This window comes from Marinobacter sp. DS40M6 (assembly GCF_028581595.1).
GTDB classification, from domain to species: domain Bacteria; phylum Pseudomonadota; class Gammaproteobacteria; order Pseudomonadales; family Oleiphilaceae; genus Marinobacter; species Marinobacter salarius.
On sequence record NZ_JAFCAE010000009.1, the window covers coordinates 32,306 to 57,021 of the forward strand.

The following is a 24,716-nucleotide window of genomic DNA, read 5'->3' on the forward strand; positions in this document are numbered from 1 at the left end:
CCCCCGGATTACCCTAAAGGCCTGGATGCCGGCATACACCCGGCCCGGTCTGGCCCATCCACCCACAAGGCAAGGATTCTATGGCTGTTACCATCAATACTCTGCGCGATTACAAGCAGAAGGGCGAAGCTTTCTCCGTTCTGACATCCTACGATGCCACCTTTGCTCAAATCGTCAGTGAGGCCGGCGTTGATGTTATCCTGATTGGCGACTCTCTTGGCATGGTGCTTCAGGGGCACGACAGCACACTCCCCGTGACCATGGATCAGATGGTGTACCACGTGTCGTCCGTAGCCAAAGGCAACCGGGGCTCGCTGATCATGGCCGACATGCCGTTCATGACCTACGGTACCACCGGGGCCGCCCTGGAGAACGCCGCCGAGCTGATGCGCGCCGGTGCCCACATGGTCAAGCTGGAAGGCACCGACTGGATGAAGGACACCATTCACGCCCTGAGCGAACGCGGCGTGCCGGTATGCGCCCATCTGGGCCTGACCCCGCAGTTCGTCAACAAGTTTGGCGGCTACAAGGTCCAGGGCCGGGACGAAAAGCACGCCGAGCTTATGATTGAACACGCCTGTGAACTGGTGGCCGCGGGCGCCGATGCCATCCTGCTGGAATGCGTACCTGCGCCGCTGGCAGCCAGGATCACCCAGGCCGTACAAGCGCCGGTGATCGGCATTGGTGCCGGCGCAGACACCGACGGTCAGGTACTGGTGGTCCACGATATGCTGGGCATGGTCACCGGCCGAAAACCACGCTTTGTGAAGGACTTCCTGGCGGAGTCCGGCTCCATCAAAGGTGCCATCGAAGCCTATGTGGCCGCAGTTCGCGACCGCTCATTCCCCGCCGAGGAGCATACGTTCAAGGCATGAGAACCGTACATACGCTTAAAGAACTCCGTGCCATGCTGCGCAGCTATCGCCAGCAAGGGAAACGTATTGGGCTGGTTCCCACCATGGGCAACCTGCATGACGGGCATATTTCATTGGTCAGAAAGGCCCGTGAAGCAGCCGACATCGTCGTGACCAGTATCTTCGTGAACCCGATGCAGTTCGGCGCTACGGAAGACCTGGACACCTATCCCCGCACACTGATTGAAGATCAGGAGCGGCTTGAGGCTGCAGGCAGCACCCTGGTGTTCGCCCCCTCCAATGAAGAAATCTATCCCGAGGGACTGGCCAGGCACACCCGTATTATTGTTCCGGAAGTCAGTGAGGGCCATTGCGGCGCCAGCCGGCCCGGACACTTTGAGGGCGTAGCCACGGTCGTCACCATGCTGTTCAATATGGTTCAGCCGGATATCGCGGTGTTTGGCGAGAAGGATTACCAACAATTGGCAGTCATTCGCAAACTTACCCAGGATCTGATGATACCGGTGGAAGTCATCGGCGGCCCGACCGTTCGCGAAGAGGACGGTCTGGCGAAAAGCTCCCGCAACGGGTTCCTTACCGAGGACGAACGCGCCATTGCACCGACTCTCTACCAGACACTGAAGAACACCGCAGAACAGATTCACGAAGGCCGGACCGATTTCACAGTGCTGTCCCAAGAGGCCAACGATGCCCTCAGTAAAGCGGGGTTACGCCCGGATTACTTCAACATCGCCAACAGCCTGACCCTGAAACCGGCCAGCGCCGACGATACCGAACTGACTCTACTGGTGGCAGCGTTTCTGGGTACCACACGACTGATCGACAACCTGTCGATCACCCGCTGATCCGACATTCACTGACAGAAAGGATTCCACAATGTCCCAGGGCTCTGTACCACTCACCAGCCGGCCCGAGTGGCAGGCACTGAAGACACATCAGGCGGAACTGGAAAGCACCCACATGAGGGAGCTTTTCAGCGACGATCCCGACCGAGCCAGCCGTTTTTTCATTCGCGGCGGCGGCCTGTCGCTGGATTACTCCCGCAACCGCATGACCGATGACACCCTGGCGAAGCTGATGGCATTGGCCAGGAAATGCGGTGTACCGGAGCAAATCGAAGCCATGTTTCGTGGCGACCACATCAACGTCACTGAAAAGCGCCCGGCGCTGCACATCGCCCTGCGGGACACCAGCGGCGCTTCCATCCACGTTGACGGCACGGACATCACTCCGGAAGTGGAAGGCACGCTGAATCGCATGGCGCAGTTCGTAGACGACGTGCTTAGCGAGCGCTGGCAGGGGCATACCGGCAAGGCCTTTACCGATGTGGTCAGTATTGGCATTGGCGGCTCCTTCCTCGGCCCCAAACTGGTATCGGAAGCTCTACGCCCTTACTGGCATGGCCAGTTGAAGGGCCACTACGTCGCCAACATCGACGGCACCCAAATAGCCGAGGTACTGCGCCGGGTCAACCCGGAAACCACCCTCTTCCTGATCCAGTCGAAATCCTTCCGTACCCAGGAAACCCTGGAGAACAGCAAGGTGGCCCGGGACTGGTTCCTGGACAACGGCGGCAGCGAGGATCAGATCGCGAAGCACTTCGTGGCGGTTACTGCCAATACCCCGGAAGCCGTTAAATTCGGCATCTCCGAAGACAACATCTTCCCCATGTGGGACTGGGTGGGCGGACGCTACTCGCTGTGGTCCGCCATCGGCCTGCCCGTGGCATTGACCATCGGCATGGAGAATTTCCGTGCCCTGCTCTCCGGCGCCAATGCCATGGACCAACATTTCCATACTGCGCCACTGGAGCAGAACCTGCCTGTGGTCATAGCCATGCTGGGGGTCTGGTACAACAACTTCTGGGGCGCGGAAACCTACACCATCCTGCCCTACGACCATTACCTCCGCAGCCTGCCCGCGCACCTGCAACAACTGGACATGGAAAGTAACGGCAAGAGCGTGACCCAGGGCGGTGAGCCGCTAACTTACCAAAGCGGCCCGGTGATCTGGGGCGGCGTGGGTGCCAACGGCCAACACGCCTTCCACCAACTACTGCATCAAGGCACACGCCTGATTCCGGCGGACTTCATTATTCCTCTGGAGACCCACAACCCGGTCGCCAGTCACCACGTTACGCTGTTTGCCAACTGCCTGAGCCAGTCACGAGCTCTGATGTCCGGCAAGACCCTGGACGAAGCCAAAGCGGAACTGAAAGCCGAAGGCATGAGCTCTGGAGAGATCGACAAACTGGCGCCTCACAAGGTGATTCCCGGCAACAAACCCAGCAATACCCTGCTGATGGAGAAATCGACGCCGGAAACCGTCGGCGCGCTGATCGCTCTCTATGAACACCGTACCTTTGTGCAGGGCATTATCTGGGATGTGGATTCGTTCGATCAGTGGGGCGTGGAACTGGGGAAACAGATGGGCAAGGGCATACTGGACCGCCTGACCGGCGATACTGCCGAAGGCGACGAGGCCATCGACAGCTCAACGGCCAGCCTGATCCAGATATACCGCTCACATCACGGGGCGTAAAGTCCCTTTATCGGGCAGCGGCCTGCGAGATGCGCCGGCCCCGCCAGGTAAAGTCCACCGGCCACAATTTCTGGTCACGGTCATAGGCCTGCCACAGTGCCTGGTAACGCTCGCCGCAGACCGGATGAACGGCGGTCGGCGCAATTTCCGCCAGTGGCAACAGCACGAAGGCGTTTTTCAGGATCTCGCCCCGGGGCAGCTCGACACCATCGACCCGGCCCACCTCGTGATCGTAGGTGAGAATATCCAGATCCAGTGTTCGGGGGCTGAACTTTGGCACACCCCGCCGTCGACCATTGTCCGCCTCAAGTTGCTTGAAGCGGGCCGACAGCTCGGCCACGCTCAGGTCGGTATCGACGCCCACCACCAGATTGTAGAAGGGCGAGCCATCAAAACCGACCGACTCGCTCTCGTAGACAGATGAGATAAGCGGTTCGTCAAACCAGCCAGCCAGTGCATCCAGCGCCGCAGTGATATAGCGCTCGCGGTCAATGTTGCTACCGATACTGATATACACCCGCGCCATCAGAGGCTCCCCCGTTCAATCCTTACACCCACGGCTGCTGCAGCCGGAACGGCGCCTGGCTTACGAAGGGTCAACCTGACCCAGCGCACGTTGAATTCACTCTGTAGCAAACCGGCAATGCCTTCCGCAGCGGTTTCCAGCAATTGGGGGCGAGCCTCGACAAGGTAGTCTGAGACCCGCTCACTGACCAAAGCGTAGTTCAGCGCATCACTGACATCATCCGACGCCGCCGGTGCCCTGTTATCCCAGGCCATCTCCAGGTCCACCAACAGCCGCTGACTGACTTCCCGCTCCCAGTCGTACACGCCGATGATTGCCTCAACGGCCAGACCTTCGATCAGTACACTATCTGTCAACGGAGGCACTCCCGGGCTTACACTCTTTGCTGATTGAATAACGCGCAGGCAGCGGATACTGTGTAAAACCTGACCTGCTTCGTCGCGGGGCCGGCATTTTCTCACAAATGACCAGTACGCGTCTTTGCGTCTTTTTCACTTTGCCAATGATCGCCACCGATGAGCTATCTGAGTGACCCGGTACTGACCGTTCTACTGTGCGCCCTGGCCTACCTGGCGGGCTCAATGCTGTTTGCACTGCCGGTCTGTCGCGCCTGGCATCTTCCAGACCCACGCGCCCAGGGCTCTGGGAACCCCGGCGCCACCAACGTCTACCGTACCGGCGGATGGCCGCCAGCGGCACTGACGTTATTCCTGGATGCCGCCAAGGGCTGGCTTCCGGTGTGGTTTGCCCACCAGGCAGACCTGACCATCCTTTCCCAGGCCATGGTGGCGCTGTGCGCGGTGACCGGGCACATGATTCCGTTGTTCTATCGATTCAAGGGTGGAAAAGGCGTGGCGACGGCACTGGGCGCCGGGCTTGCGCTGGCTCCAGCGACCACGCTTCTACTCGCCGCCATCTGGGCCCTGGTGATGTGGCGCTGGAAAATTTCGGCGCTGGCTTCGATTGTGGCCATTGTCAGCGGCCCCATCATCAGTGCCCTGATCGAACCCGACACCCTGCCACTGTTCGGCCTGCTGGCCATCCTGATTGTGGTACGTCACCGCAACAATCTGATCCGTATGGCCCAGGGCCGGGAACCGGGCTTCTAGTCCACCAGCCCATTCGTCCGTGGTTCGCCAACCGGTGGCAGTGTATTCATCGGCCAGCGCGGCACCGCCACAATTCGATCGCCATCCTGCTGGCCTGAGTTCATACGCTGGCAACCCGCGTAAGCAATCATGGCACCATTATCCGTACAAAACTCGGGGCGTGCGTAGAACACGGCAGCACGAAGTTTCTCAGTCATTTTCTCAAGCCCGGCACGCAACCGCTTATTGGCGCTAACGCCGCCGGCAATCACCAAACGCTTGCAACCGGTCTGCTCCAGGGCACGGCGACATTTGATGGTCAGGGTATCCACCACCGCTGCCTCGAAGGCCAGGGCAATATCGGCGCGGGTCTGGTCATCCAGCCCCCCAGCACGTTCTGCCGCAGTGACCGTATTCAGGGTAAACGTCTTCAAGCCACTAAAACTGAAATCCAGCCCCGGCCGGTCTGTCATCGGGCGCGGGAACCGATACCGGCCCGACGTGCCCTTTTCAGCCAGCGCGGCCACCCTTGGCCCACCGGGATAATCCAGCCCCAGCATCTTGGCGGTTTTGTCGAAAGCCTCGCCGGCGGCATCGTCCACAGACTCACCCAGCATTTCATACTCGCCGATGCCCTTAACCAGCACTAACTGGGTATGGCCGCCGGAAACCAGCAGGGCAACAAAAGGAAACGCCGGGGGATTGTCTTCCAGCATTGGTGCCAACAGATGACCCTCCATGTGATGGACACCCAGCACCGGCACACCTAGAGCAAATCCCAGGGCATGGGCCACAGAACCACCTACCATCAGCGCTCCCACCAGACCGGGACCGGCGGTGTAGGCAATGCCTTCGATATCAGCGCGAACCCTGCCGGCATCGGCAAGCACCTGATCACACAGCGGCAGCAGTTTGCGGACATGGTCGCGGGAGGCCAGCTCCGGCACCACACCGCCGTAATCCGCGTGCATATCAATCTGGCTGAACAACGCATGCGCCAGCAGCCCGCGTTCGCTGTCATAGAGGGCAACGCCGGTTTCATCACAGGAGGTTTCAATACCGAGAATCAGCATAAATAAGGGCCACAACTCCGGGCTGGTGAACATCAGCGGAGCATTTTAGCAGAAACCCGAAACCCTCCGTCAGTTTCATCGAACAAACATTGACCTCGGCCATGGGCAGGCGCTATCATTGCCGGCCTTAAATACGCACTGGTCGAGTTTTAGCCAATCTGACCAGGTATCGAGTCGATCTGACAGACCGGTCGATCAGACAAAACAGAAACCGAATCAATCAGGTAGGTGATTTTCGAATGCCAGCTGTTAAAGTGAAAGAGAATGAACCGTTTGACGTAGCCCTTCGTCGCTTCAAGCGCTCCTGCGAGAAAGCAGGCGTTCTGTCGGAAGTACGTCGCCGTGAGCACTACGAGAAGCCGACAGCCGTGCGCAAGCGCAAGGCAGCCGCAGCCGTCAAGCGTCATCTCAAGAAGCTTCAGCGGGAACAGCGCAAGTTCGAGCGTCTGTACTAAGCTTTACCGGACGCCGCTTGACTGCAAGCCTATAATCGCCTGTATAGCCGCAGGTTGCACAGAGCGATACCAAAATGCCGCCGAGGCCTGGCTTCGGCGGCATTTTTGGCTGTACTTCCAGGCCCGGCACTTTCCGCGCGACCGGAGACATCATGAGTGGACTGATCCCGCAACGCTTTGTTGAAGACCTGCTCGACCGGATAGACCTGGCGGAGCTGATCGGATCACGTATCACCCTGAAAAAGGCCGGCGGCAACTACAAGGCCCGCTGCCCCTTCCATGATGAGAAAACGCCGTCTTTCAACGTTCGGCCGGACAAGGGCTTTTACCACTGTTTTGGCTGTGGCGCCCATGGCGATGCCATCAGCTTTGTCCGCGAATTCGATGGCCTGGGCTTTACCGACGCGGTAGAGGAACTGGCCCGCCGAGCCGGCATGGAAGTGCCCTACGACCAGAGCGCACGCCAGGAAATGCAGCAGGCGCGAACGCTGACGGACGCCCTGGATTACGCCAGCCGCTTCTATCAGTCCGCTCTGAAGGGCCAGCAAGGCGAATTCGCCCGGGACTACCTCAAACAGAGGGGCCTGGACGACAGCATTATCGAACAGTACCAGCTGGGCTACGCGCCCGGCACCGGCACCGCGTTGTTCGACAGTGCCAGCAAGGACCTGCAGGGGCCGTTGGTTGAAACCGGCACGGTCTCCGACAAGTATGGCCGGCCACGGGATCTGTTCCGCAACCGGGTGATGTTTCCGATCCGCAACAGCCGCGGACGAACCATTGCCTTTGGCGGGCGCACACTGGGTGATGACAAGGCCAAGTACATCAACTCTCCGGAGTCTGATGTGTTCCATAAAAGCCGCGAAATCTACGGCCTTTATGAAGCCAAACAGTCGATCCGCCAACTCGACAGGCTGCTGGTGGTGGAAGGCTACATGGATGTCATTGCGCTCGCGCAGAACGGCATCCACTTTGCCGTGGCCACGCTGGGCACAGCCACGAACCAGGACAGCCTGTCGGCACTGCTGAAGCAGGTACGGCATCTGGTGTTCTGTTTTGACGGCGACCAGGCCGGTTACCGGGCGGCCGACAAGGCCCTGGAGAATGCTCTGGAATTGCTGACCGACGGCCTTCATCTGCAGTTCCTGATGATGCCGGACGGTGAAGACCCGGACACACTGGTGCGCAAGGAGGGCCCCGACGCGTTCCAGGAACGCATCAACGGCGCCACGCCCCTGTCTCGCTACCTGTTCAACCGGCAAAGCGAAGGGCTGGACCTGACGCTGCCGGAAGACCGGGGTGAGCTGAAGGCACGGGTAGAACCGCTGCTGAAGAAAATGCCCAGGAGCACCCTCAGGGATGCCATGTGGCATGAAATGCTGCGGCTGTGCGGCAACAACCGGGGCGACTGGCAGAACCGCCGCCAGCCAAACGGCAAGGGCGGATACGGCGAACGCCGGGTGCAGGAACAACGGATTGACGTAAAACTCAGCAAGGATACCCAGCTTTGTCTGGCCCTGCTTGAAGCACCGGACATGGCCAGCGAAATTGCTGAACTTTGCCGCAGCAGCCGCCAATACCGGCAGGCAGGCCAGTTCGCCAGCTGGATCCTGGAGCACGCCATCAAAGACCGGCGCTCCCTGGTCCGCGAACTGGCAACGGATAACCGCGCCAGAGAACAGTTTTACAGCCTGTTCGATGGCATTGAACACATCCCCGCACGGGAACAGACCCTGGCTGGCGCCAGGGAAATGCTGAACCCGAACCGGGAAGTGGCGCGCAAGCAGCGGTTGGCGTCTCTGCTATCGGAAAAGCGTAGCCTGGCAGACCTTAGCGCTGAAGAGCGGCAGGAGCTGAAGGCACTGACCGGACAGAACGACGACTGACCAGCGCCAGGAAACAGAGCCGGCGGGCCAAAAAACGCAATAACTGCCGCCGGAAACGGCACTGCACTTGAAACTTGCAGTATTGATCACCATCTAACCATCCGGTGGCAGAGCAACCGCGCGACAGCTATAATGGCTGTTTCACTTTTTTCCTTTTACCAGCGAGTTCACAGGGTGTCTATGTCAGGCAATTCGCAGAAATCACGTCTTAAAGACCTCATTGCACGAGGCAAGGAACAAGGTTACCTGACTTACGCCGAGGTAAACGACCACCTCCCGGAAGACATTGCTGACCCGGACCAGGTCGAAGACATCATTCGCATGATCAACGACATGGGCATCCAGGTGTCTGAAGTGGCACCGGACGCGGACACGCTGCTGATGACCGACGGCGACTCCACCGCTGACGAAGCAGCGGCCGCTGAAGCCGCTGCGGCACTCGCAGCCGTGGAATCCGACGCTGGCCGCACCACGGACCCGGTCCGCATGTACATGCGCGAAATGGGCACCGTGGAGCTGCTGACCCGCGAAGGCGAAATTGTCATTGCCAAGCGCATCGAGGAAGGTATCCGCGATGTCATGGCCGCCGTGGCCCACTTTCCCGGCATCACCGGTACCGTTATCCAGGCCTACGACCGCATCATCGAGAACGAAGGCCGCCTCAGCGACATCGTCTCCGGCTTCCTCGACCCCGACGGCGCCGAGCCGTTCATGGAGGAAGACACTACCCCGGACACGTCCAGCACCTCGGACGATTCATCCGACGACGATGATGACGATGACGACAGCGAAGAAGAAACCGAAAGCGGTCCGGATCCGGAAGAAACCCGTCTACGTTTTGAGCTGCTGAAAGAAAAGCTCGATGCCGCCGACGCAAGCCTGGCCAAACACGGCCGCGGCCACAAGAAAACCCAGGAAGCCCTGAACGAACTGGGCCAGGTATTTGCCCCGTTCAAGCTGGGCAACAAGGCGTTTGACGAACTGGTGAACGTCGTTCGCTCCACCAACGATCTGGTGCGGGAGAACGAGCGGGCGATCATGAAAATCTGCGTACGCGAGTGCAAGATGCCGCGTAAGGATTTCATCAAGTCGTTCCCCGGTAACGAAACCAGCCTGGACTGGGCCGAGAAGATGTCCAAGGGCAAAAAGCCCTATGCACCGCTGATTGCTGAGCGCATCGACGAAATTGTCCGCCTGCAGAAGCGCATTGCCAATATCCAGACCGAAGTGGACCTGGACGTTTCCGACATCAAGGAAATCAACCGCCGCGTTTCCATTGGCGAAGCCAAGGCCCGCCGTGCCAAGAAGGAAATGGTGGAAGCCAACCTGCGTCTGGTTATCTCCATTGCCAAGAAGTACACCAACCGCGGCCTGCAGTTCCTCGATCTGATTCAGGAAGGCAACATCGGCCTGATGAAGGCGGTCGACAAATTCGAGTATCGCCGTGGCTACAAGTTCTCCACCTACGCCACCTGGTGGATTCGTCAGGCCATCACCCGCTCCATCGCGGACCAGGCACGCACCATCCGTATTCCGGTGCACATGATCGAAACCATCAACAAGCTCAACCGCATCTCCCGTCAGATGCTGCAGGAGATGGGCCGCGAGCCCACGCCGGAAGAGCTGGGCGAGCGCATGGAAATGCCCGAGGACAAGATCCGCAAGGTACTGAAGATCGCCAAGGAACCGATCTCCATGGAAACCCCGATCGGTGATGACGAAGACAGCCACCTGGGCGACTTCATTGAAGATATCCAGGCCCTGTCACCTGTTGACTCCGCTACCGCTGAGGGCCTGCGCGAAGCTACCCGCTCCGTGCTCTCCGGCCTGACCGCGCGCGAGTCCAAGGTGCTGCGCATGCGCTTCGGTATCGAAATGAACACCGACCACACCCTGGAAGAAGTGGGCAAGCAGTTTGACGTAACCCGCGAGCGAATCCGCCAGATCGAAGCCAAGGCCCTGCGCAAACTGCGCCATCCTTCCCGCTCCGATCACCTGCGCGGCTTCATTGACGATCAGGGCAACGGATAACACCACAACAGTAGCGGGCGCCATCCCTCACCGGTATAATGGCGCCCGCTTTGTTGCTCCCGCCCGGAAGCGACACCCCAAAAAGCAAACCTTTAAGCAGCATCCGCTGAAAAAGGGCCTATAGCTCAGTTGGTTAGAGCAGAGGACTCATAATCCTTTGGTCCCTGGTTCGAGTCCAGGTGGGCCCACCACTCCCCCAGTTTTACCTTCAGATAAGCCTCTGCCCATTACTCACCTTGTGATCCGTGCTTACCAGGGTTATCGCCCCCTCATCATTCTTGATCCCAGTCACCAGGCACTCGGACATAAATTTGCCAATCTGTTTTGGCGGGAAGTTTGTTACGGCGAGCACCTGTTTACCCAATAACGTCTCAGGATCGTACAGGTCGGTAATCTGCGCACTGGATTTTCGGATGCCCACTTCCGGGCCGAAATCGACTTTCAACTTGTACGCCGGCCTGCGGGCTTCCGGAAATTCGTTTACCTCGATGATGGTGCCGATGCGCAGCTCTACGTTCTCAAAGTCTTCCCAACTGATCATGCCTGGTGAGTCCTCTGTCTGTTAAAGAAAGTGGCTATTGTCTGTGGTCCGCGAGCAAGGTGCCGACGGTGAACGCGATGTTCTCGTGTTCGGTGTCTCGCCACGGTTCCGCGAGGGATTCGGCTTCCCACTGCTGCATACTGCCTAACGCCAGAACCCTCTCAACGTAGGCAGCGGCGCCTTCGCTCAGGTCCAGCCCGTAGGTGCGTACCCGATAGACGACAGGGGCAAAGAAGGCATCCACAGCGCTAAAGCGGTCACCGGCGAGGAACGGGCCACCGAACTGCTGCAGGCCATGGGACCACAGGCTGTCGATGCGGTCGATATCCTTTTGCAGGCCCTCACTGACCGTGTTCATGCGGATACGCAGGCCCACGTTCATGCTGCAGATATCCCGTAGCGACTGGAACCCGGAATGCATTTCAGCAGCAGCACAGCGAGCCCAGGCGCGGGCCTTTGCGTCTTTGGGCCAGACGCCCTCGTGACGCTCGGCCAGATACTCAATGATGGCCAGCGAGTCCCATACGGTTGTGCTTTCATCCGTGAGGCAGGGTACCTTGCCGCTGGGGCTCAGGCGCCTGTAAGCCTGCCAGGTGGGCTCATCACCAAACACAATGAGCTGCTCATTAAACTCAATGCCCAGCTCCTTCATCAGGACCCAAGGGCGCAACGACCATGACGAGTAGTTCTTGTTCGCAATATGAAGGGTGTACATCCCTGTCTCCATCCAGGTGGGGTGGTTTATCCGGAAATCAGTTTTGCCGAATACCGTGGCTTCGTATACAACTACACTAAGACCATTAAAAATAACACAAGGAACGCACCATGCCTTTCTCTTCCGACCACATTGATGAACTCAACCTGCTGGCGATGTTCGATCTGTCTTCCGCGCAGGAGGGCATCAAGGTTCACCAGCATTCAGCTGCACCGGAGATGGTGACCGCGGCTGAACGCCTACACCAGAAGGGGCTGATCACTCAGAAGGACGGCGGTTACCTGACAAGTCTGGGCAGTGAAACCGTGGAGCATGCGCAGAAACTGTTATCGGTGCTTTCCAGCTGATACCCAGCCAGCATTACACAGGTTTTCTAATTTCGGAGTCGGCCCTGAAAGCGTCGAACTATTTTACAGACCGACTTTCTCCTGTTTTTTTTGCTTGATGATTTCATGGGCATTTCCAATATTGGAACAATGTTTGCTTCTACCCCCTAGCGACTCGGCGGTATCAGCCAACACCGGTCTCAGCGCTGACGTTTGGAAGCGCTTATCGCTTGGCTGCGGTACGGAGAAAACAAACCATGAAACTCGGAAAGCTACTGAAAACGGCTTTTGTTGCAACTGCCCTCATGGTCGCCTCAGCGACATCAAGTGCTTTGCTGTTGCAACCTGGCGATGCGGATTATGACGGAAATGACGGCGAAGGCTCTTATGGTCCCAGCAACTGCGAACCTAGTTGTTTAAACGACCTGTTTGGAACAACCTTCGTCGGCAACAGCGGACTGCTCTATAAGGCGAATTTTGGCGGTTCGGAAGAAGGTACTTTTACTAGCTCATACGAGATGAGCTGGACTCTTGACGACGGTGAACCCTCGGGAGGAACATTGTCATGGCTGTTGGATACCTCCCACATTGCTTGTGGTGAGTGCTATGTGGCAGTGAAAGATGGCAATATCGATCCTCGTTACTACTTTTACGACATCAGCGCCCTGTGGGACGGTCAGGAGGACCTTGTGTTCAGCAACTTCTGGAGTAATGGCCGCGGCGCCATTTCCCATATTTCTATATGGGGTAGCCCTGCGGTAGAAGTTCCAGAGCCAGGAACACTTGGACTGCTGGGCTTGGGGCTGATGGGCTTAGTCTATTCCCGGAGAAGGACAGGGAACAAATAGATCGAAGTCTGTCGAAGTATTTTACGCTGTTACAAACCCCTCCATAGAGGGGTTTTTTATTGCTCGCCAAAAATCTGAAACAGTTCACAACTCTTCGTTACAGAAATAAACACCTTCCGGCCTGATAAGACTCTGTATTTCCTTCATTTTTAAACCATCTTTAACTAGAGGGTGGTCGTTTCGACACCAAAAGCTGTCAAAGAAGCCAACGTCCCGATAAGACAAGAGCACTACACTGCTTTTCGAACAAATGTACCAACAATAATTGCCAGCCCTGTTACCCGACTCCGGGGGCACGGCAAAGGTCCATAACAAAGACAAACAAATGGAGTGTGTTTCATGGTTTCAACCTCCCGCTTTTCCCTGCGTGCGATGACACTCGCCGTTGCAGCCGCCTCGGCCGGTTTTTCATTGAATGCCTCTGCCAGTATGGGCAATATCGGTACAACCTATGGCGTGATGCCCGTGGACGTGGCTACCGCACAATCCCTGTCGATGTTCAACGAGCAGGTGTCAGCCACCTATTACAATCCATCCTATCTGACCAGTGACGAGCGTGGCGAGCTGACCGGCGGCATCCTTCACGCGGAGCAGGAATTGCGCTCCAGCCGTTCCGATGCAGACGGCGATATCATTTCGGATTCGCCGAGCCAGCACGTCCTGATCGGCATGAAAACCAACCTGGCGTCCCTGACCCGCTTCGATCACCCGATTTACCTGGGCTTCATCGCAGGCGTTGAGAAGTATGGTAAGGAAATGCTGGCATTCTCCTCGGAAACCTCCGAAACCGGGCAGTACCTGCAATATGGCAAGGAACCCCTGTTCCTGAACATTGGTGGTGCCACCCCCCTCTGGCGGGGCATCTCAGGCGGTTTTTCGGTGCGTGTCACTCTGGAAGCAGCCGCTCAACTGGATGCCGTTTCAACACTTGGCGGCGAAACCAGCCGCGAGCGACTGGCGGTTAACGCCGAGCCCTCGCTGAAGTCCATCCTTGGCACCACCATCAAGTGGGGCGATACTTTCTGTCCGGACAGTGACTGTTTCCTCGACGGCTGGGAAAGCGCGATCACCTATCGCACCAAGTCATCCGCTTCGACGTCTGTAGACTCCAACATTATCGTTACACAGACCATCCCCGACCCGGGCCTGAGCCTTGCGGTGGCTACTATCGATTCCTTCCAACCGGAAACCTTTGCCATCGGCACCCAGTACAAGGGTGACGGCTGGCGCATCGGCGGCAGCATTGAGCAGCAGAACTGGTCTGAACTGGAAGACGAGTTCGCCGGCGATACAATCAAGGATCAGGAGAATGTCAGCGCAGCCAATCGCATCCGTTTTGATGACATCCTGGTGCCTCGCATCGGCGCTGAATACCAGCTCAGCCGTCACTTTGCCGTCCGGGGCGGGCTGGCGTATGAGGAGTCTCCCCTCAAAACCACCCGCAACCCGGAGCTGAACTATCTGGACACCGACAAGATCGTGGCCGGGCTAGGCATCAGTGCAACCTATGAACGCACCCGTGTGCTGGCCTACCCGGTGCGGCTGGATATCGGTTACCAATATCAGCAGCTGCAGGACCGGGATTTCACCATCGTCGACTATGACGGTAACGAACAGCAGGCAACCGCCGACGGTGACGTTCACGTTATCAGCGGCTCCATCACCCTGAAGTTCTGAGGAGAGGTTTGCCATGAAACACAACAATACATTGGCACTGATTCCCGCGATGTTCCTGGCAGCATGCGGCGGGGGTGATGAACAGACCATCGACGAGCCCACAACTCCGGGAGAGGTGGTTTACTCCTACCCGGCGGATGGCCAGAGCAACGTTAGCCCCAAGGCCGACATGGTGCTGCGCTTCTCCCACGCGCTGTCTGACAACGATGTTGCCAGCAAAATCCGCATCACCGATGGTAGCACCGACCTGAGCTTCACGGCCGAAAGTGTGGATGGTGGGCGCAGTCTGACATTGTCGCCACAGGGCGAACTCAGCCCGGGCGCCGACTACACCATTGAGTTTACCGAGGCATTGCAGGCAGAAGGCGGCCGTGCGATTCCGACCCCAAATGCTTTTGGCCCGGAGGGCGTGCAGTTTTCAACACGGGGTGCATTCAGCGGCATCGCCGGGCTGGACAACCTGAGCCCCGAGTTCACAGTTGCGGAAATGATTCCCTCCGGGGGCAATGTATTCCAGCCCATGAACTTCTCGACGTTCCGACTGCAAATGACCCAGACCGTACACCCGGACTGGAAGGCACTCGGTGGTGTCATTGAAATCACTGACAGCAACGCGAACGTGGTGCCGGCCACCGTTCTTGTGAAAGGCCGGGACATCACCATCGACCCCTGCCTGGCAGACTCGAAAGAGCGCTGTGGCCGCGAGGAGGACATACTCACCTCGGGCGAGACCTACACCGTGTCAGTCCGCAACCTGCCGAGTCTCCATGGCGACACGCTGGACGACTTCAGCGAAACTATCACCCCACGCGACACCGGCCCAACCGTTGTGCTGTCCCAGCAAGTGGTGGATTCCGGTCTGAACGCCGGCGAGAGCGCCGCGAACACCCGCAAGTCTCGGCTAAACGGGCAAATCATCAACGGAATTACTCTGAACTCCGTACTGCAGGGCAATGCCGGGCCGTCCCAGCAAACCGGCGATCTGTTTGCAGAGCTCGCTTACGCACCGGCATTTACGGCGGATGAGCCCCTGCCACTGCGAGTTCCGAAAGGCAGCGTGCTAACCAGCAGCAGCCTGGATGTCCGTGTCAACGGTGAGGTGCCGGTTATAGATCCGGCAACCGGAAACATCCAGCAAACCGGTGACATCAAGGTGACCATGTTGTCGGACGCCACCGGTTACCTGATGCCAAACCCCTACACGGATAACATGAACGCGCCGCGCCACGTCAAACTGTTCATGGATGTTGCCATGAACACGGAAGAGGCGCAGCCCAATGCTTCGTTATCCCAGGACCTGCTTGGGGTGGAGCTGACCGGCATCGCGATCGTGGAAGACGGCGTTCTGACCATCGACGCCATCGGCATGGTGGAACCCAACCTGCTGGGCCAGGAATTCACCGATGCCACCATTGCCTTTCGCATCGAAGCCGCGACAGATTCCGAGTCCGCACTGGATGCTGCCGAACAACGGGACGAAGAACTGGCGGACAACACCGGCCCACAGTTAGTGAGCTGGATGCCAGGACCGGACGATGCCTTCCCGGGTGATCGTGATCAGATGCAGCGCCCTGGCGACCCGATCGTACTGAATTTTGACGAACCGCTGGACGCCGATACCATCGCCGATGGCATTGTGCTGGACGCGGCAGGCACACCGCTGACGGTTGGCGACAACACACTGGACGCCAAACTCGACGGAACCGCCCTGGTACTGAACCCGGTCGGAGGCCTGGAGCATGGTGTTGATTACACCGTGCAGATCGGCAACGCGTTGACCGACCTTGCAGGCAATGGTGTCACACCGCAGAACCTCAGCTTCGCCCTCCCTGACATTGGCGGCGGTTCAGTCCCACAGAGGTCACCTCTGGCGCTGACAACCTATCCCGGTTACCCATGCGTCACCACCGGGGTCAACCTAAGCCAAGATAGCCATGGGCAGTGTGTGGATAACGCACCTAATGGTCCTCGCGGGGACGAGTTGCCGGTAACTACCATGCCTACGGACCGCCCCATCGTGGTCGTGTTCTCCCAGTCCATGGATCTGGACTCCATCCGCAGCGGCGAGACGTTTGTGGTTGAGAGAGTGGACGAGAGCGGCGCTGCAATTGAAGCGGTATCCGGCCGGCTGGAGAAGAACAATCAACGGATTCGGTTTTACCCGGACGAGCCCTGGGAAATCGATAGCCTGTATCGTTATCGCATGAAATCCACTTCCGGAGGCCAATGCCAGACCGGAACCGAGGATTTCATCTGCGGCGCCAACGGCCTTGCCCTGCAAACCGATCTCCTGGTAAACCCTGAAGATGTTGGCGGGCCAAATATGGACATTTACTTCCGAGGTGGTGAAGCGCTAGATACAGTATTCACTCCCTTACGGAACCTGCCGATTCGGGATACAAACTCGAACTATGTGGTTGACTGCGACGCGCTGGGTTCCCAGGACTGCCTGGAGCCATTCGATCATGAAGTGGATCCAAACGATGCCAGCGAGTTCCTGCCGTCCGCCAATGCCGCAAAACTGAAATCAGCAGGCAACGCAACAATACTGCTAATGTCCACTCCGGCAAGAGTCGGGTGCCCGACCAACGGTGATGAATGCCCAGAGAATAAATTCATCTATCAGACCTATGGACTGAATACAGAGGTTATCGGCCCCTACATCGACCCGGACTCAGGAGAGCAGACCGGTGTAAGGGTACTCTTATACCCAACCATGCTCGCGACAACCTCTACCTCGGTTTACCTGCGGATTGCCGGCTTGATCACGCTGGAAGAACCGACTGGGCCACAGATCCTTCGGATGCGATACAACACGGAGACTTCCGAGGACAATCCACAAGGCTTGGTGGAAGGCGTTATTGTCGAGAATGATGATGGCCAGACCGAGTTCAGAACCGAAGCCCGCCTTCAGCTCGACGCCCCGCTGCTGGAACCACCCATTGGCGGACCACACGACCTGTACAGCAAACCGTTCACTCTTGAACTGAAAGGCGACATCAATTTCTTTGATGATGGCAGGATGCAAATAGAGCAAAGAAACACCAATCGTGTGCCGCTGACAGTCAACATAGAAAGCTTGGGGAACATTCCTCTGGAAATTCCAGCTGGCGGCGTTTACCTGAACTTCCTGTCCAACCCCATCAAGGAAATTCCAGCAGAGTACTAACTTCAGGCTCCGCTACTTATGGCCAGCCCTCGGGCTGGCCTTTTTTGTGGCCTGATGAACCAGAAAGCGGTTTTCCCCCGCCAAGCAATTCCTGCTAATCTGGTTTTCTATTGAAACTAACTCCAAAATTGGACTGGCAAGCGGGCAGGGTATTCCGAAACCGTGCGGAGCCATGGATGGCGGAGCCCGAGCGTACAGGGACGTATTCACAGCGTGTTTCGGAATACCCTGTCCGCTTGCCAAAGCACATAATCAATAAAAAGACCGGAGAGACCCCATGGAAAACGGCACCCATTACCGTACCTGCCATCTGTGTGAAGCCATGTGCGGCGTGGCCATCGAGGTCAGGGATGGCCACGTCGCCTCCATCAAGGGCGACGAGGACGATCCGCTGAGCCATGGCCACATCTGCCCCAAGGCCGTCGCCCTCCAGGACCTCCACGAAGACCCGGAGCGCCTGCGCAAACCGGTACGGCGCACCACCGACGGCTGGCAGGAAATGGAGTGGGACGAAGCCTTTGACCTGGTGGCCAGCCGACTGCACCGGGTACGCAAAGAGCACGGCCGCAACAGTATTGGCGCTTACCTCGGCAACCCCAACGTACACAATCACGGCTCGCTGGTGGCTACCATGCCATTCCTCCGGGCCCTGGGTACCCAGAACCGGTTCTCCGCCACCTCCAACGACCAATTGCCCCACATGCTGGCCAGCCTGGAAATGTTCGGGCACCAGATTCTCTTCCCGATACCGGACATCGACCGCACCGACCTGTTCATCTGCATTGGCGCCAATCCGATGGCCTCCAACGGCAGCCTGATGACCGTGCCGGACTTCCGTGGGCGACTCAAGGCACTCAAGGGCCGTGGCGGCAGGATGGTGGTCGTGGACCCACGCCGCACAGAGACCGGCAAACTGGCCGACGAGTTCCACTTCATTCGCCCTGGCACCGATGCCCTGCTGTTAATGGCCATGGTGCACACCCTGTTTGAAGAAGACCTGGTGAACCTCGGCCATGCAGAACAATGGACGAAAGACGTAGACCTGGTCCGGCTGGCCGCAATGGGCTTCACCCCCGAAGCCGTCAGCGAACAGACGGGCATGCCGGCTGCTGATATCCGCAACCTCGCGCGGCAACTGGCCACAACACCGAGGGCTGCGCTGTACACTCGCATGGGCACCAGTACCCAGGCCTTTGGCGGCGTTGCGACCTGGCTTGCCTACGTGCTCAATATCCTGACCGGGAAGCTGGACAGCACTGGCGGCATGATGTTCACGCAACCTGCGATTGATCTGATCGCACTCGGTGGCATGTCCGGCCAGAAGGGCCATTTCGGCAAGCGGTTCAGCCGGGTGAAAAAACTGCCTGAGTTTGCCGGCGAATACCCTTCAAGCACCATTGCCGATGAGATTCTCACGCCGGGCGAGGGCCAGATACGGGCATTCGTGACGGTGGCGGGCAACCCGGTGCTTTCAAGCCCCAACGGTGGACGGCTCGACGAGGCCTTCGGCGGCCTCGATTTCATGGTGTCGGTGGATTACTACCTCAATGAAACCACCCGTCATGCGGACGTCATACTGCCTCCCACCGCCGGGCTTGAACGCAGCCACTACGACCTGATCTTCAGCATGTTTGCGGTTCGCAACACCGCCAAATACAGCCCTGCCCTGTTCGATGCTGGCAAAGACGCCCGCCACGACTGGCAGATACTGCTGGAACTGGCCCACCGTCTGGAGAAGAAGCGAAAAGGTGGCCGCCTGCCCCTGCGTTCCGAGATGGGTTGGCGTGCGTTCAAACAGATCGGGCCGGACCCGATCCTTGATCTTATGTTGCGGGCCGGGCCCTACGGAACCGACATCGGTCCTGCACGCGGCCTGATCCAACCCGCCATCGACCTGGTGATGGATATACTTCCGGAGCGCCATCCCCTGCGGGGTCTGGCAAAAATGAGCCCACTGAACCGCCACTGGCAGGACCTGCCCAAGGGGCTGTCCATCAGCGCCCTTAAGGAACTACCCAACGGTGTGGATCTCGGGCCACTTCGCCCATGCATGCCCGGCAGGTTGTTTACCCGCGACGGCAAGGTAAACCTCGCCCCACGCCGCTACTTACAGGATCTGGGGCGGCTCCATGCCTTACTCACGGCACCGGCCTCCGACGGTCTGCTACTGATCGGGCGCCGGCACGTTCGCAGCAATAATTCCTGGATGCACAACAGCCAGCGGTTGGTGAAAGGCAAGGACCGCTGTACCCTGATGATCCATCCGAAAGATGCTGCTCGCTGTGGCCTTCAGGCTGGTGATTCCGCCGAGATTGGCTCCACCTCCGGGCAGATCGTATTACCGGTGGAGATCACCGAGGATGTGATGGCGGGCGTGGTTTCAGTACCCCATGGCTGGGGCCACCATCGGGAAGGTACCGGGCAGAGTGTGGCGGTTGCCCACGCTGGCGCCAGTATAAACGACGTGTTGAGCGATCAGGAGATTGATCCGCTTGTTGGCACGTCCGTACTTAATGGGCAGACCGTGTCTGTAAAAGTCTGGCGTGCGGACCGCCAGCGTAAACAGGCCTGACATTCTCAAGGGAGACTTCTATGCCGCCGTGGCTTCAATGGACACTGATTATTGCCGGCCTGCTGGCCATCGCGCTGCTTGTCGCGTTTATCGGCCGCCAGTCCCGTGCCCTGCAGGACAGCAGGAGGCGGCAGGAGAAAGCAGAGTCTTTCCAGAAGGAACGCCGCGACAGCATGATTGAAAGTATCCGGGTATTGGCCATGGCGGTAGAAGAGAATCAGGTTGAATACTCCGAAGCCTGTCTGCGAATCAAGGGCCTATTGGACCACGTGGCACCGGAGTTGCTGGACCAGTCTCCTTTCCGGGTGTTCCAGGAAGTGCATGAGCAGATCCAGCACATGCCGACCCATCGCGCCCGCCAGGAAACGGATGCCCGCTTCGTGGAAAAGATGGACCGCGAGCGCCTGGCAGTCGAAAAGGAGCACGCCGACGCCATTCGCCGCGCCGCAACGGCCATTCGCCACCATCCGTTCCAGGCCTGACCCTTACCAATTTGAGTCTGACGCCCCAGTATTTTGTAACAGTTTGTAATCGAATTTCATCACTGAAGGTTTGATTAGCTTTACAAATCAATCTCTTCAGATGTCACGAAATTATGACGCCCGGCTCATTCACCAAACAACAACGTAGCCAGCTTTTATTTCACTCCATATTGGCTAAGTTTAAAAAAGCACGTTGCCACTACCGACCCTGCAACTGCTCACGTTGTTTTCTCCTGAACACGTTTGGTTTGATCTGCAACAAGCGGGTGAGCTTGCCGGCCTTCGGGCCGGCTTTTTTGCGGGGCTAAACTAGAGAGGTTTGGCGGTAGAGAGGACCTACTGATTCATCATCCCCGCCATCGCCATAATGCTGTCCTTGTTTCCGACCAGTTCATCAAACTGCGCTTCCACCTTCTCCCTGTTCAGACCGAGAGATTCGTAGAACGCGTCCGACACCTCTTCCCCCGCACCCAACGCAACACCGCGCTTGGTCAGCAGTTGCCGACTCAGCCAGAGCAGTTTGCTGTATACCGCGTGGGGGCCGTCGTAACCAGGATTCTTCTGGTTTCGGATTGCCAGACAGACCTCGTCAGGCATACCCCAGTTCTGCATCAGTTCCGCCGCAATCTGCTCCCGGGTCACGCCCAGCAGATAATGCTCAATCATTGAGGAGTCGAGATGGGGGTTTGCTTCCAGCGACCGGCACACCAACTTGAAATGGGGAGGAAACACCTGTGCCAGCACCAGGTAGCCAAAGTTGTGCAACAACCCCCCCAGGTACGCAAGACCAAAGATAGGACGTTCGCCACGAGGCATCATGCTGGCCAGGATACCGGCCGACTGAGCCTGCCATATTGCCTGTTGCCAGTAATCCACATAGCCTTCCGGATGATCCTGGGGCTGCTTCAGGGCACGCCCCAGAGACAGGCCCATGGCCAGGTTCATCACCAGGTCGAACCCCAGAATCCGAGAGACCGCGTCGTGCACAGAACGCACCTGCCCCGCCGCCGCATAAAAGGACGAGGACGCCCAACTGACCACCTGAGCCGCCAGACTGGGGTCACTTTCCACAACGTCCACCAAGTCCCCCATCACAGCATTGGGGTTCACCCGCAGGTGAATAATGCGCTGGGCGGTCTCGGGTAGAGGAGGCAACTCAAGAGTGTCTTCCAGGCGCTGCTGAATGCGCAGCGAGGTAAACCGTCGAATGGCGGAATGCAGCTGGTCCCGGTCTTTTTCCGGGCTGTTGAGATTCACGGCAATGGTATCCCGCGCCACCGAAAACGAATGGCGGTCGGCCGCGACGGTGATTCCCCGGAACTCGTCGCCGGGCATGACCATACAAAGATTCTGCTCGCCCAGGACCAATGCCACAGACGCCAACTCATCCACCCGCGCGTCCACAATCGTGGGCCAGCCGGTCAGAGACGGTAAGGCGGGCAGCTCGGTCAGGCCAGAGCGCTCACGAACCCGGACCTGCTCCCGTCGCTTCATCACCCGCAGGTCTCGCCCCAATTGTTTGTTCAGGGCACTGATATCGAGCAGGTCACCCTCGCGGCAAATGGCCTGGAGATTCCCCTCCTCATCCGTGAGCAACACCATTCGCAACAGTTCGTCGTCCCGGGCCTGGCTCACATCCCTAAGGGAAACGCCGGCAGCAGACTCACCCAACGCCTGCCTGACTACGACAGGTAGCTCCATAAGTTTCTCCCAAAATGTAGACGGTGCCCCGTTGGACACATTGGTTTCACTCAGTATAGGGCACAAACAGCGACCCAACTTTGACATCAGGCGGGTTTTCACACGATTTTTTCTACCGGCGCGGCGCAGTTACACGTCGCCGTAACGAATTCGTTCCCCCAACCAACGGCGAATCAAACCGTTCACCAACGCCGGCTGCTTCATCAGCGGCGGCGCCATTTCACGGATTGGCTCGATCCAGCCCTTGTCTCGTTCAAAGTCTGCCAGCCGGAACTGCATCATACCGGTCTGGCGGGTGCCTAACACTTCTCCTGGCCCGCGTATTTCCAGGTCTTTCTCGGCAATCACAAAACCGTCCTGACTGTCGCGCAGGGCCTGCAAACGCGCCTTGCCATTCAGCGATAATGGTGGATGGTACATCAACACGCAAAAACTGGCCTCTTCGCCCCGGCCAACCCTGCCCCGCAGCTGATGTAGCTGCGCCAAGCCCAGGCGCTCCGGATTCTCGATGATGATCAGCGAGGCATTGGGCACATCCACCCCCACTTCAATTACGGTGGTCGCCACCAGAAGGTCGAGCTCGCCGTTCTTGAACTGTTCCATGACCGCTGCTTTTTCGGCCGCCTTGAGGCGACCATGAACAAGCCCCACCTTCAGATCTGGCAGACGTTCCGCCAGCTCCTGCGCAGTCACTTCCGCCGCCTGGCACTGCAGCGCTTCTGACTCCTCAATCAGCGTGCACACCCAGTATGCCTGCCGGCCTTCCTTGCAGGCCTTTCGTACCCGATCGGTCACATCGTCACGCCGGCTGTCGGGAATGGCGATGGTTTCGATAGGCTTGCGGCCGGGGGGCAGCTCATCAATCACCGACGTATCCAGGTCCGCATAGGCGCTCATGGCCAGCGTACGCGGAATCGGGGTCGCTGTCATAATCAACTGGTGTGGCGCCATGGTTCCGCCGACGCCCTTCTCCCGCAGGGCCAGCCGCTGATGCACGCCAAAACGGTGCTGTTCGTCCACAATCACCAGTGCCAGGCGACTGAACGCAACATCTTCCTGAAACAGGGCATGGGTACCTATCACCACGGTGGCTTCGCCACTGCCAACGGCCTCCAGAGTTTCCTTTCGTGCCTTGCCCTTAATCTTTCCCGACAGCCACGCTAACTGGATGCCAAGCGGCTCCAGCCAGCCACGAAAATTCTGGTAGTGCTGTTCCGCCAGTATTTCCGTGGGTGCCATCAGCGCCACCTGGGCGCCAGCACCAATGGTCTGCAGTGCTGCCAGCGCCGCCACCACGGTTTTACCAGACCCCACGTCTCCCTGCACCAACCGCAACATGGGTACCGGCTGGCTGAGGTCCTGGCGGATCTCGGTCATAACCTGTCGCTGTGCCCCGGTAAGGCTGAACGGAAGCAGATCAAGAAAACGTTCCGGCAGATCACCGGTTGGCAGTAACGGCAGCGCTTCCCGGGCCTGAACCTGTTGCCGTACCTGCAAAAGGCTTAGCTGGTGGGCCAGCAGCTCTTCCATAACCAGTCGCTGTTGGGCCGGGTGCCGCCCCTCCATCAACAGATGAACCGGCGCATTGGCCGGCGGCGAATGCACCAGCTCGACCGCTTCGGTGATACCCGGCAACTGGTAACTGGCGAGCAGTTCTTCCGGCAACCAGTCACGGATCGGGTAACGTTTGAGGTAGCCCAGCGCTTGCTGGCACAGAGCGCGCACTCGCGGCTGCTGAATGCCTTCTGTCAGGGGATAAACGGGCGTTAGCGTGGCCTCACCCTGCGCGGGCATCGGCGGCGGATTGACCTGGTATTCAGGGTGGTAGAATTCGTAACCGGCCCGCCCCGGCCGAACTTCGCCGAAACAACGCACCCTCGAGCCTTCCGTGAGTTGGTTCTTCTGGGCGGCATTGAAATGGAAGAAGCGCATGACCACGAAGCCACTGTGATCCTTCAGGGTCACCTGCAGGCTTCGGCGCCGGCCCATCACCAGATCGGTTTTCATCACCTCGCCTTCCACCACCCCGACGTCGCCAATGCGCAGGTTGCCCATGGAGACAATGCGTGTGCGATCCTCGTATCGATGGGGAAGATGGAACAGCAGATCCTGCAGCGAACGGATGCCCAGCTTCGACAGCTTGTCGGCCAGGGCATTACCGACGCCCTTCAGGGTGGTAACGGCAATGTCGTCCAGTGACATCATGGCCT

At 58.4% G+C, this 24,716-nt stretch carries 20 protein-coding genes and 1 tRNA gene; 14 read left to right on the plus strand and 7 right to left on the minus strand.

Features of this window, described 5'->3' with window-relative positions:
• The first annotated feature begins 80 nt into the window (after positions 1-80).
• From panB to pgi, 3 genes are read left to right on the plus strand one after another with little or no spacing between them, the layout of a single operon-like run.
• Positions 81-875: a 3-methyl-2-oxobutanoate hydroxymethyltransferase gene (gene panB, locus JJO78_RS18955; protein ID WP_273624434.1), complete on the plus strand. Its 795-nt coding sequence runs from the start codon at positions 81-83 to the stop codon at positions 873-875.
• Positions 872-1,720 carry a pantoate--beta-alanine ligase gene (gene panC, locus JJO78_RS18960; RefSeq protein ID WP_036203225.1) on the plus strand — a complete coding sequence of 283 codons (849 nt, stop codon included), beginning with the start codon at positions 872-874 and terminating at the stop codon, positions 1,718-1,720. Before panB ends, panC begins: the two co-directional genes overlap by 4 nt.
• A gap of 31 nt (positions 1,721-1,751) precedes the next feature.
• Positions 1,752-3,416 carry a glucose-6-phosphate isomerase gene (gene pgi / locus JJO78_RS18965; RefSeq protein ID WP_136633950.1) on the plus strand — a complete coding sequence of 555 codons (1,665 nt, stop codon included), beginning with the start codon at positions 1,752-1,754 and terminating at the stop codon, positions 3,414-3,416.
• 7 nt (positions 3,417-3,423) lie between these two features.
• Here the strand turns inward: pgi and folK are convergent, their stop codons facing one another.
• Positions 3,424-3,942, minus strand: a complete 519-nt coding sequence (folK, locus tag JJO78_RS18970) for a 2-amino-4-hydroxy-6-hydroxymethyldihydropteridine diphosphokinase (protein WP_036203219.1) — start codon at positions 3,940-3,942, stop codon at positions 3,424-3,426.
• Entirely contained in the window at positions 3,942-4,298 is a 357-nt protein-coding gene (folB, locus tag JJO78_RS18975; RefSeq protein ID WP_036203216.1) for a dihydroneopterin aldolase, read from the minus strand. Before folB ends, folK begins: the two co-directional genes overlap by 1 nt.
• A 159-nt stretch (positions 4,299-4,457) precedes the next feature.
• Here folB and plsY point away from each other — a divergent pair, with 159 nt between their 5' ends.
• Complete coding sequence (gene plsY, locus JJO78_RS18980) at positions 4,458-5,051, plus strand: glycerol-3-phosphate 1-O-acyltransferase PlsY (protein ID WP_036203213.1); 594 nt, start codon at positions 4,458-4,460, stop codon at positions 5,049-5,051.
• On the opposite strand, the gene tsaD is transcribed toward plsY, so the two are convergent.
• Complete coding sequence (tsaD, locus tag JJO78_RS18985) at positions 5,048-6,103, minus strand: tRNA (adenosine(37)-N6)-threonylcarbamoyltransferase complex transferase subunit TsaD (RefSeq protein ID WP_127402100.1); 1,056 nt, start codon at positions 6,101-6,103, stop codon at positions 5,048-5,050. The genes plsY and tsaD overlap by 4 nt on opposite strands.
• A gap of 239 nt (positions 6,104-6,342) precedes the next feature.
• Here tsaD and rpsU point away from each other — a divergent pair, with 239 nt between their 5' ends.
• The 4 genes from rpsU to JJO78_RS19005 all read left to right on the plus strand — a co-directional run bounded on the left by rpsU (position 6,343) and on the right by JJO78_RS19005 (position 10,666).
• Positions 6,343-6,558, plus strand: coding sequence for a 30S ribosomal protein S21 (gene rpsU / locus JJO78_RS18990; RefSeq protein WP_007153483.1), 216 nt, complete (start codon positions 6,343-6,345; stop codon positions 6,556-6,558).
• A gap of 152 nt (positions 6,559-6,710) precedes the next feature.
• Positions 6,711-8,444, plus strand: coding sequence for a DNA primase (gene dnaG, locus JJO78_RS18995; protein WP_127402101.1), 1,734 nt, complete (start codon positions 6,711-6,713; stop codon positions 8,442-8,444).
• 180 nt (positions 8,445-8,624) lie between these two features.
• A complete protein-coding gene (gene rpoD, locus JJO78_RS19000; protein ID WP_036203209.1) occupies positions 8,625-10,475 on the plus strand; it encodes an RNA polymerase sigma factor RpoD in 1,851 nt (616 codons plus the stop codon).
• A 114-nt stretch (positions 10,476-10,589) separates the two neighbouring features.
• Positions 10,590-10,666 (plus strand) — tRNA-Ile (locus JJO78_RS19005).
• Positions 10,667-10,683: 17 nt separating this feature from the next.
• Here JJO78_RS19005 and JJO78_RS19010 read toward each other — a convergent pair.
• Positions 10,684-11,016, minus strand: a complete 333-nt coding sequence (locus JJO78_RS19010; protein WP_036203207.1) for a tRNA-binding protein — start codon at positions 11,014-11,016, stop codon at positions 10,684-10,686.
• A 34-nt stretch (positions 11,017-11,050) separates the two neighbouring features.
• The gene (locus JJO78_RS19015; protein ID WP_273624444.1) at positions 11,051-11,731 is read right to left on the minus strand and encodes a glutathione S-transferase family protein; all 681 of its coding nucleotides are present in this window, start codon (positions 11,729-11,731) and stop codon (positions 11,051-11,053) included.
• 110 nt (positions 11,732-11,841) lie between these two features.
• Here JJO78_RS19015 and JJO78_RS19020 point away from each other — a divergent pair, with 110 nt between their 5' ends.
• The 6 genes from JJO78_RS19020 (at position 11,842) to JJO78_RS19045 (ending at position 20,805) form a co-directional block, all read left to right on the plus strand.
• The gene (locus tag JJO78_RS19020) at positions 11,842-12,078 is read left to right on the plus strand and encodes a TIGR02647 family protein (RefSeq protein WP_273624445.1); all 237 of its coding nucleotides are present in this window, start codon (positions 11,842-11,844) and stop codon (positions 12,076-12,078) included.
• A gap of 236 nt (positions 12,079-12,314) precedes the next feature.
• Positions 12,315-12,905 carry a PEP-CTERM sorting domain-containing protein gene (locus tag JJO78_RS19025; RefSeq protein ID WP_273624446.1) on the plus strand — a complete coding sequence of 197 codons (591 nt, stop codon included), beginning with the start codon at positions 12,315-12,317 and terminating at the stop codon, positions 12,903-12,905.
• Positions 12,906-13,244: 339 nt separating this feature from the next.
• A complete protein-coding gene (gene aupA, locus JJO78_RS19030; RefSeq protein WP_085681665.1) occupies positions 13,245-14,582 on the plus strand; it encodes an alkane uptake protein AupA in 1,338 nt (445 codons plus the stop codon).
• Between the two features lie 13 nt (positions 14,583-14,595).
• A complete protein-coding gene (locus JJO78_RS19035; protein WP_273624448.1) occupies positions 14,596-17,751 on the plus strand; it encodes an Ig-like domain-containing protein in 3,156 nt (1,051 codons plus the stop codon).
• Positions 17,752-18,028: 277 nt separating this feature from the next.
• A complete protein-coding gene (locus JJO78_RS19040) occupies positions 18,029-20,323 on the plus strand; it encodes a molybdopterin-dependent oxidoreductase (RefSeq protein ID WP_273624449.1) in 2,295 nt (764 codons plus the stop codon).
• 20 nt (positions 20,324-20,343) lie between these two features.
• Positions 20,344-20,805: a DUF2489 domain-containing protein gene (locus tag JJO78_RS19045; protein WP_036203189.1), complete on the plus strand. Its 462-nt coding sequence runs from the start codon at positions 20,344-20,346 to the stop codon at positions 20,803-20,805.
• Between the two features lie 336 nt (positions 20,806-21,141).
• Here JJO78_RS19045 and JJO78_RS19050 read toward each other — a convergent pair whose 3' ends face one another.
• Positions 21,142-22,506, minus strand: a complete 1,365-nt coding sequence (locus JJO78_RS19050; RefSeq protein WP_036203187.1) for an HDOD domain-containing protein — start codon at positions 22,504-22,506, stop codon at positions 21,142-21,144.
• Between the two features lie 129 nt (positions 22,507-22,635).
• Positions 22,636-24,711, minus strand: coding sequence for an ATP-dependent DNA helicase RecG (recG, locus tag JJO78_RS19055; RefSeq protein WP_273624450.1), 2,076 nt, complete (start codon positions 24,709-24,711; stop codon positions 22,636-22,638).
• Between the last annotated feature and the right edge of the window lie 5 nt (positions 24,712-24,716).

Excerpts from the sequence above, each read along its gene's own strand:
- panB (WP_273624434.1), top strand. The coding sequence starts at position 81 with ATGGCTGTTACCATCAATACTCTGCGCGATTACAAGCAGAAGGGCGAA.
- panC (WP_036203225.1), top strand. The coding sequence starts at position 872 with ATGAGAACCGTACATACGCTTAAAGAACTCCGTGCCATGCTGCGCAGC.
- pgi (WP_136633950.1), top strand. The coding sequence starts at position 1,752 with ATGTCCCAGGGCTCTGTACCACTCACCAGCCGGCCCGAGTGGCAGGCA.
- folK (WP_036203219.1), bottom strand. The coding sequence starts at position 3,942 with ATGGCGCGGGTGTATATCAGTATCGGTAGCAACATTGACCGCGAGCGC.
- plsY (WP_036203213.1), top strand. The coding sequence starts at position 4,458 with ATGAGCTATCTGAGTGACCCGGTACTGACCGTTCTACTGTGCGCCCTG.
- tsaD (WP_127402100.1), bottom strand. The coding sequence starts at position 6,103 with ATGCTGATTCTCGGTATTGAAACCTCCTGTGATGAAACCGGCGTTGCC.
- rpsU (WP_007153483.1), top strand. The coding sequence starts at position 6,343 with ATGCCAGCTGTTAAAGTGAAAGAGAATGAACCGTTTGACGTAGCCCTT.
- dnaG (WP_127402101.1), top strand. The coding sequence starts at position 6,711 with ATGAGTGGACTGATCCCGCAACGCTTTGTTGAAGACCTGCTCGACCGG.
- rpoD (WP_036203209.1), top strand. The coding sequence starts at position 8,625 with ATGTCAGGCAATTCGCAGAAATCACGTCTTAAAGACCTCATTGCACGA.
- JJO78_RS19010 (WP_036203207.1), bottom strand. The coding sequence starts at position 11,016 with ATGATCAGTTGGGAAGACTTTGAGAACGTAGAGCTGCGCATCGGCACC.
- JJO78_RS19015 (WP_273624444.1), bottom strand. The coding sequence starts at position 11,731 with ATGTACACCCTTCATATTGCGAACAAGAACTACTCGTCATGGTCGTTG.
- JJO78_RS19020 (WP_273624445.1), top strand. The coding sequence starts at position 11,842 with ATGCCTTTCTCTTCCGACCACATTGATGAACTCAACCTGCTGGCGATG.
- JJO78_RS19025 (WP_273624446.1), top strand. The coding sequence starts at position 12,315 with ATGAAACTCGGAAAGCTACTGAAAACGGCTTTTGTTGCAACTGCCCTC.
- aupA (WP_085681665.1), top strand. The coding sequence starts at position 13,245 with ATGGTTTCAACCTCCCGCTTTTCCCTGCGTGCGATGACACTCGCCGTT.
- JJO78_RS19035 (WP_273624448.1), top strand. The coding sequence starts at position 14,596 with ATGAAACACAACAATACATTGGCACTGATTCCCGCGATGTTCCTGGCA.
- JJO78_RS19040 (WP_273624449.1), top strand. The coding sequence starts at position 18,029 with ATGGAAAACGGCACCCATTACCGTACCTGCCATCTGTGTGAAGCCATG.
- JJO78_RS19045 (WP_036203189.1), top strand. The coding sequence starts at position 20,344 with ATGCCGCCGTGGCTTCAATGGACACTGATTATTGCCGGCCTGCTGGCC.
- JJO78_RS19050 (WP_036203187.1), bottom strand. The coding sequence starts at position 22,506 with ATGGAGCTACCTGTCGTAGTCAGGCAGGCGTTGGGTGAGTCTGCTGCC.
- recG (WP_273624450.1), bottom strand. The coding sequence starts at position 24,711 with ATGATGTCACTGGACGACATTGCCGTTACCACCCTGAAGGGCGTCGGT.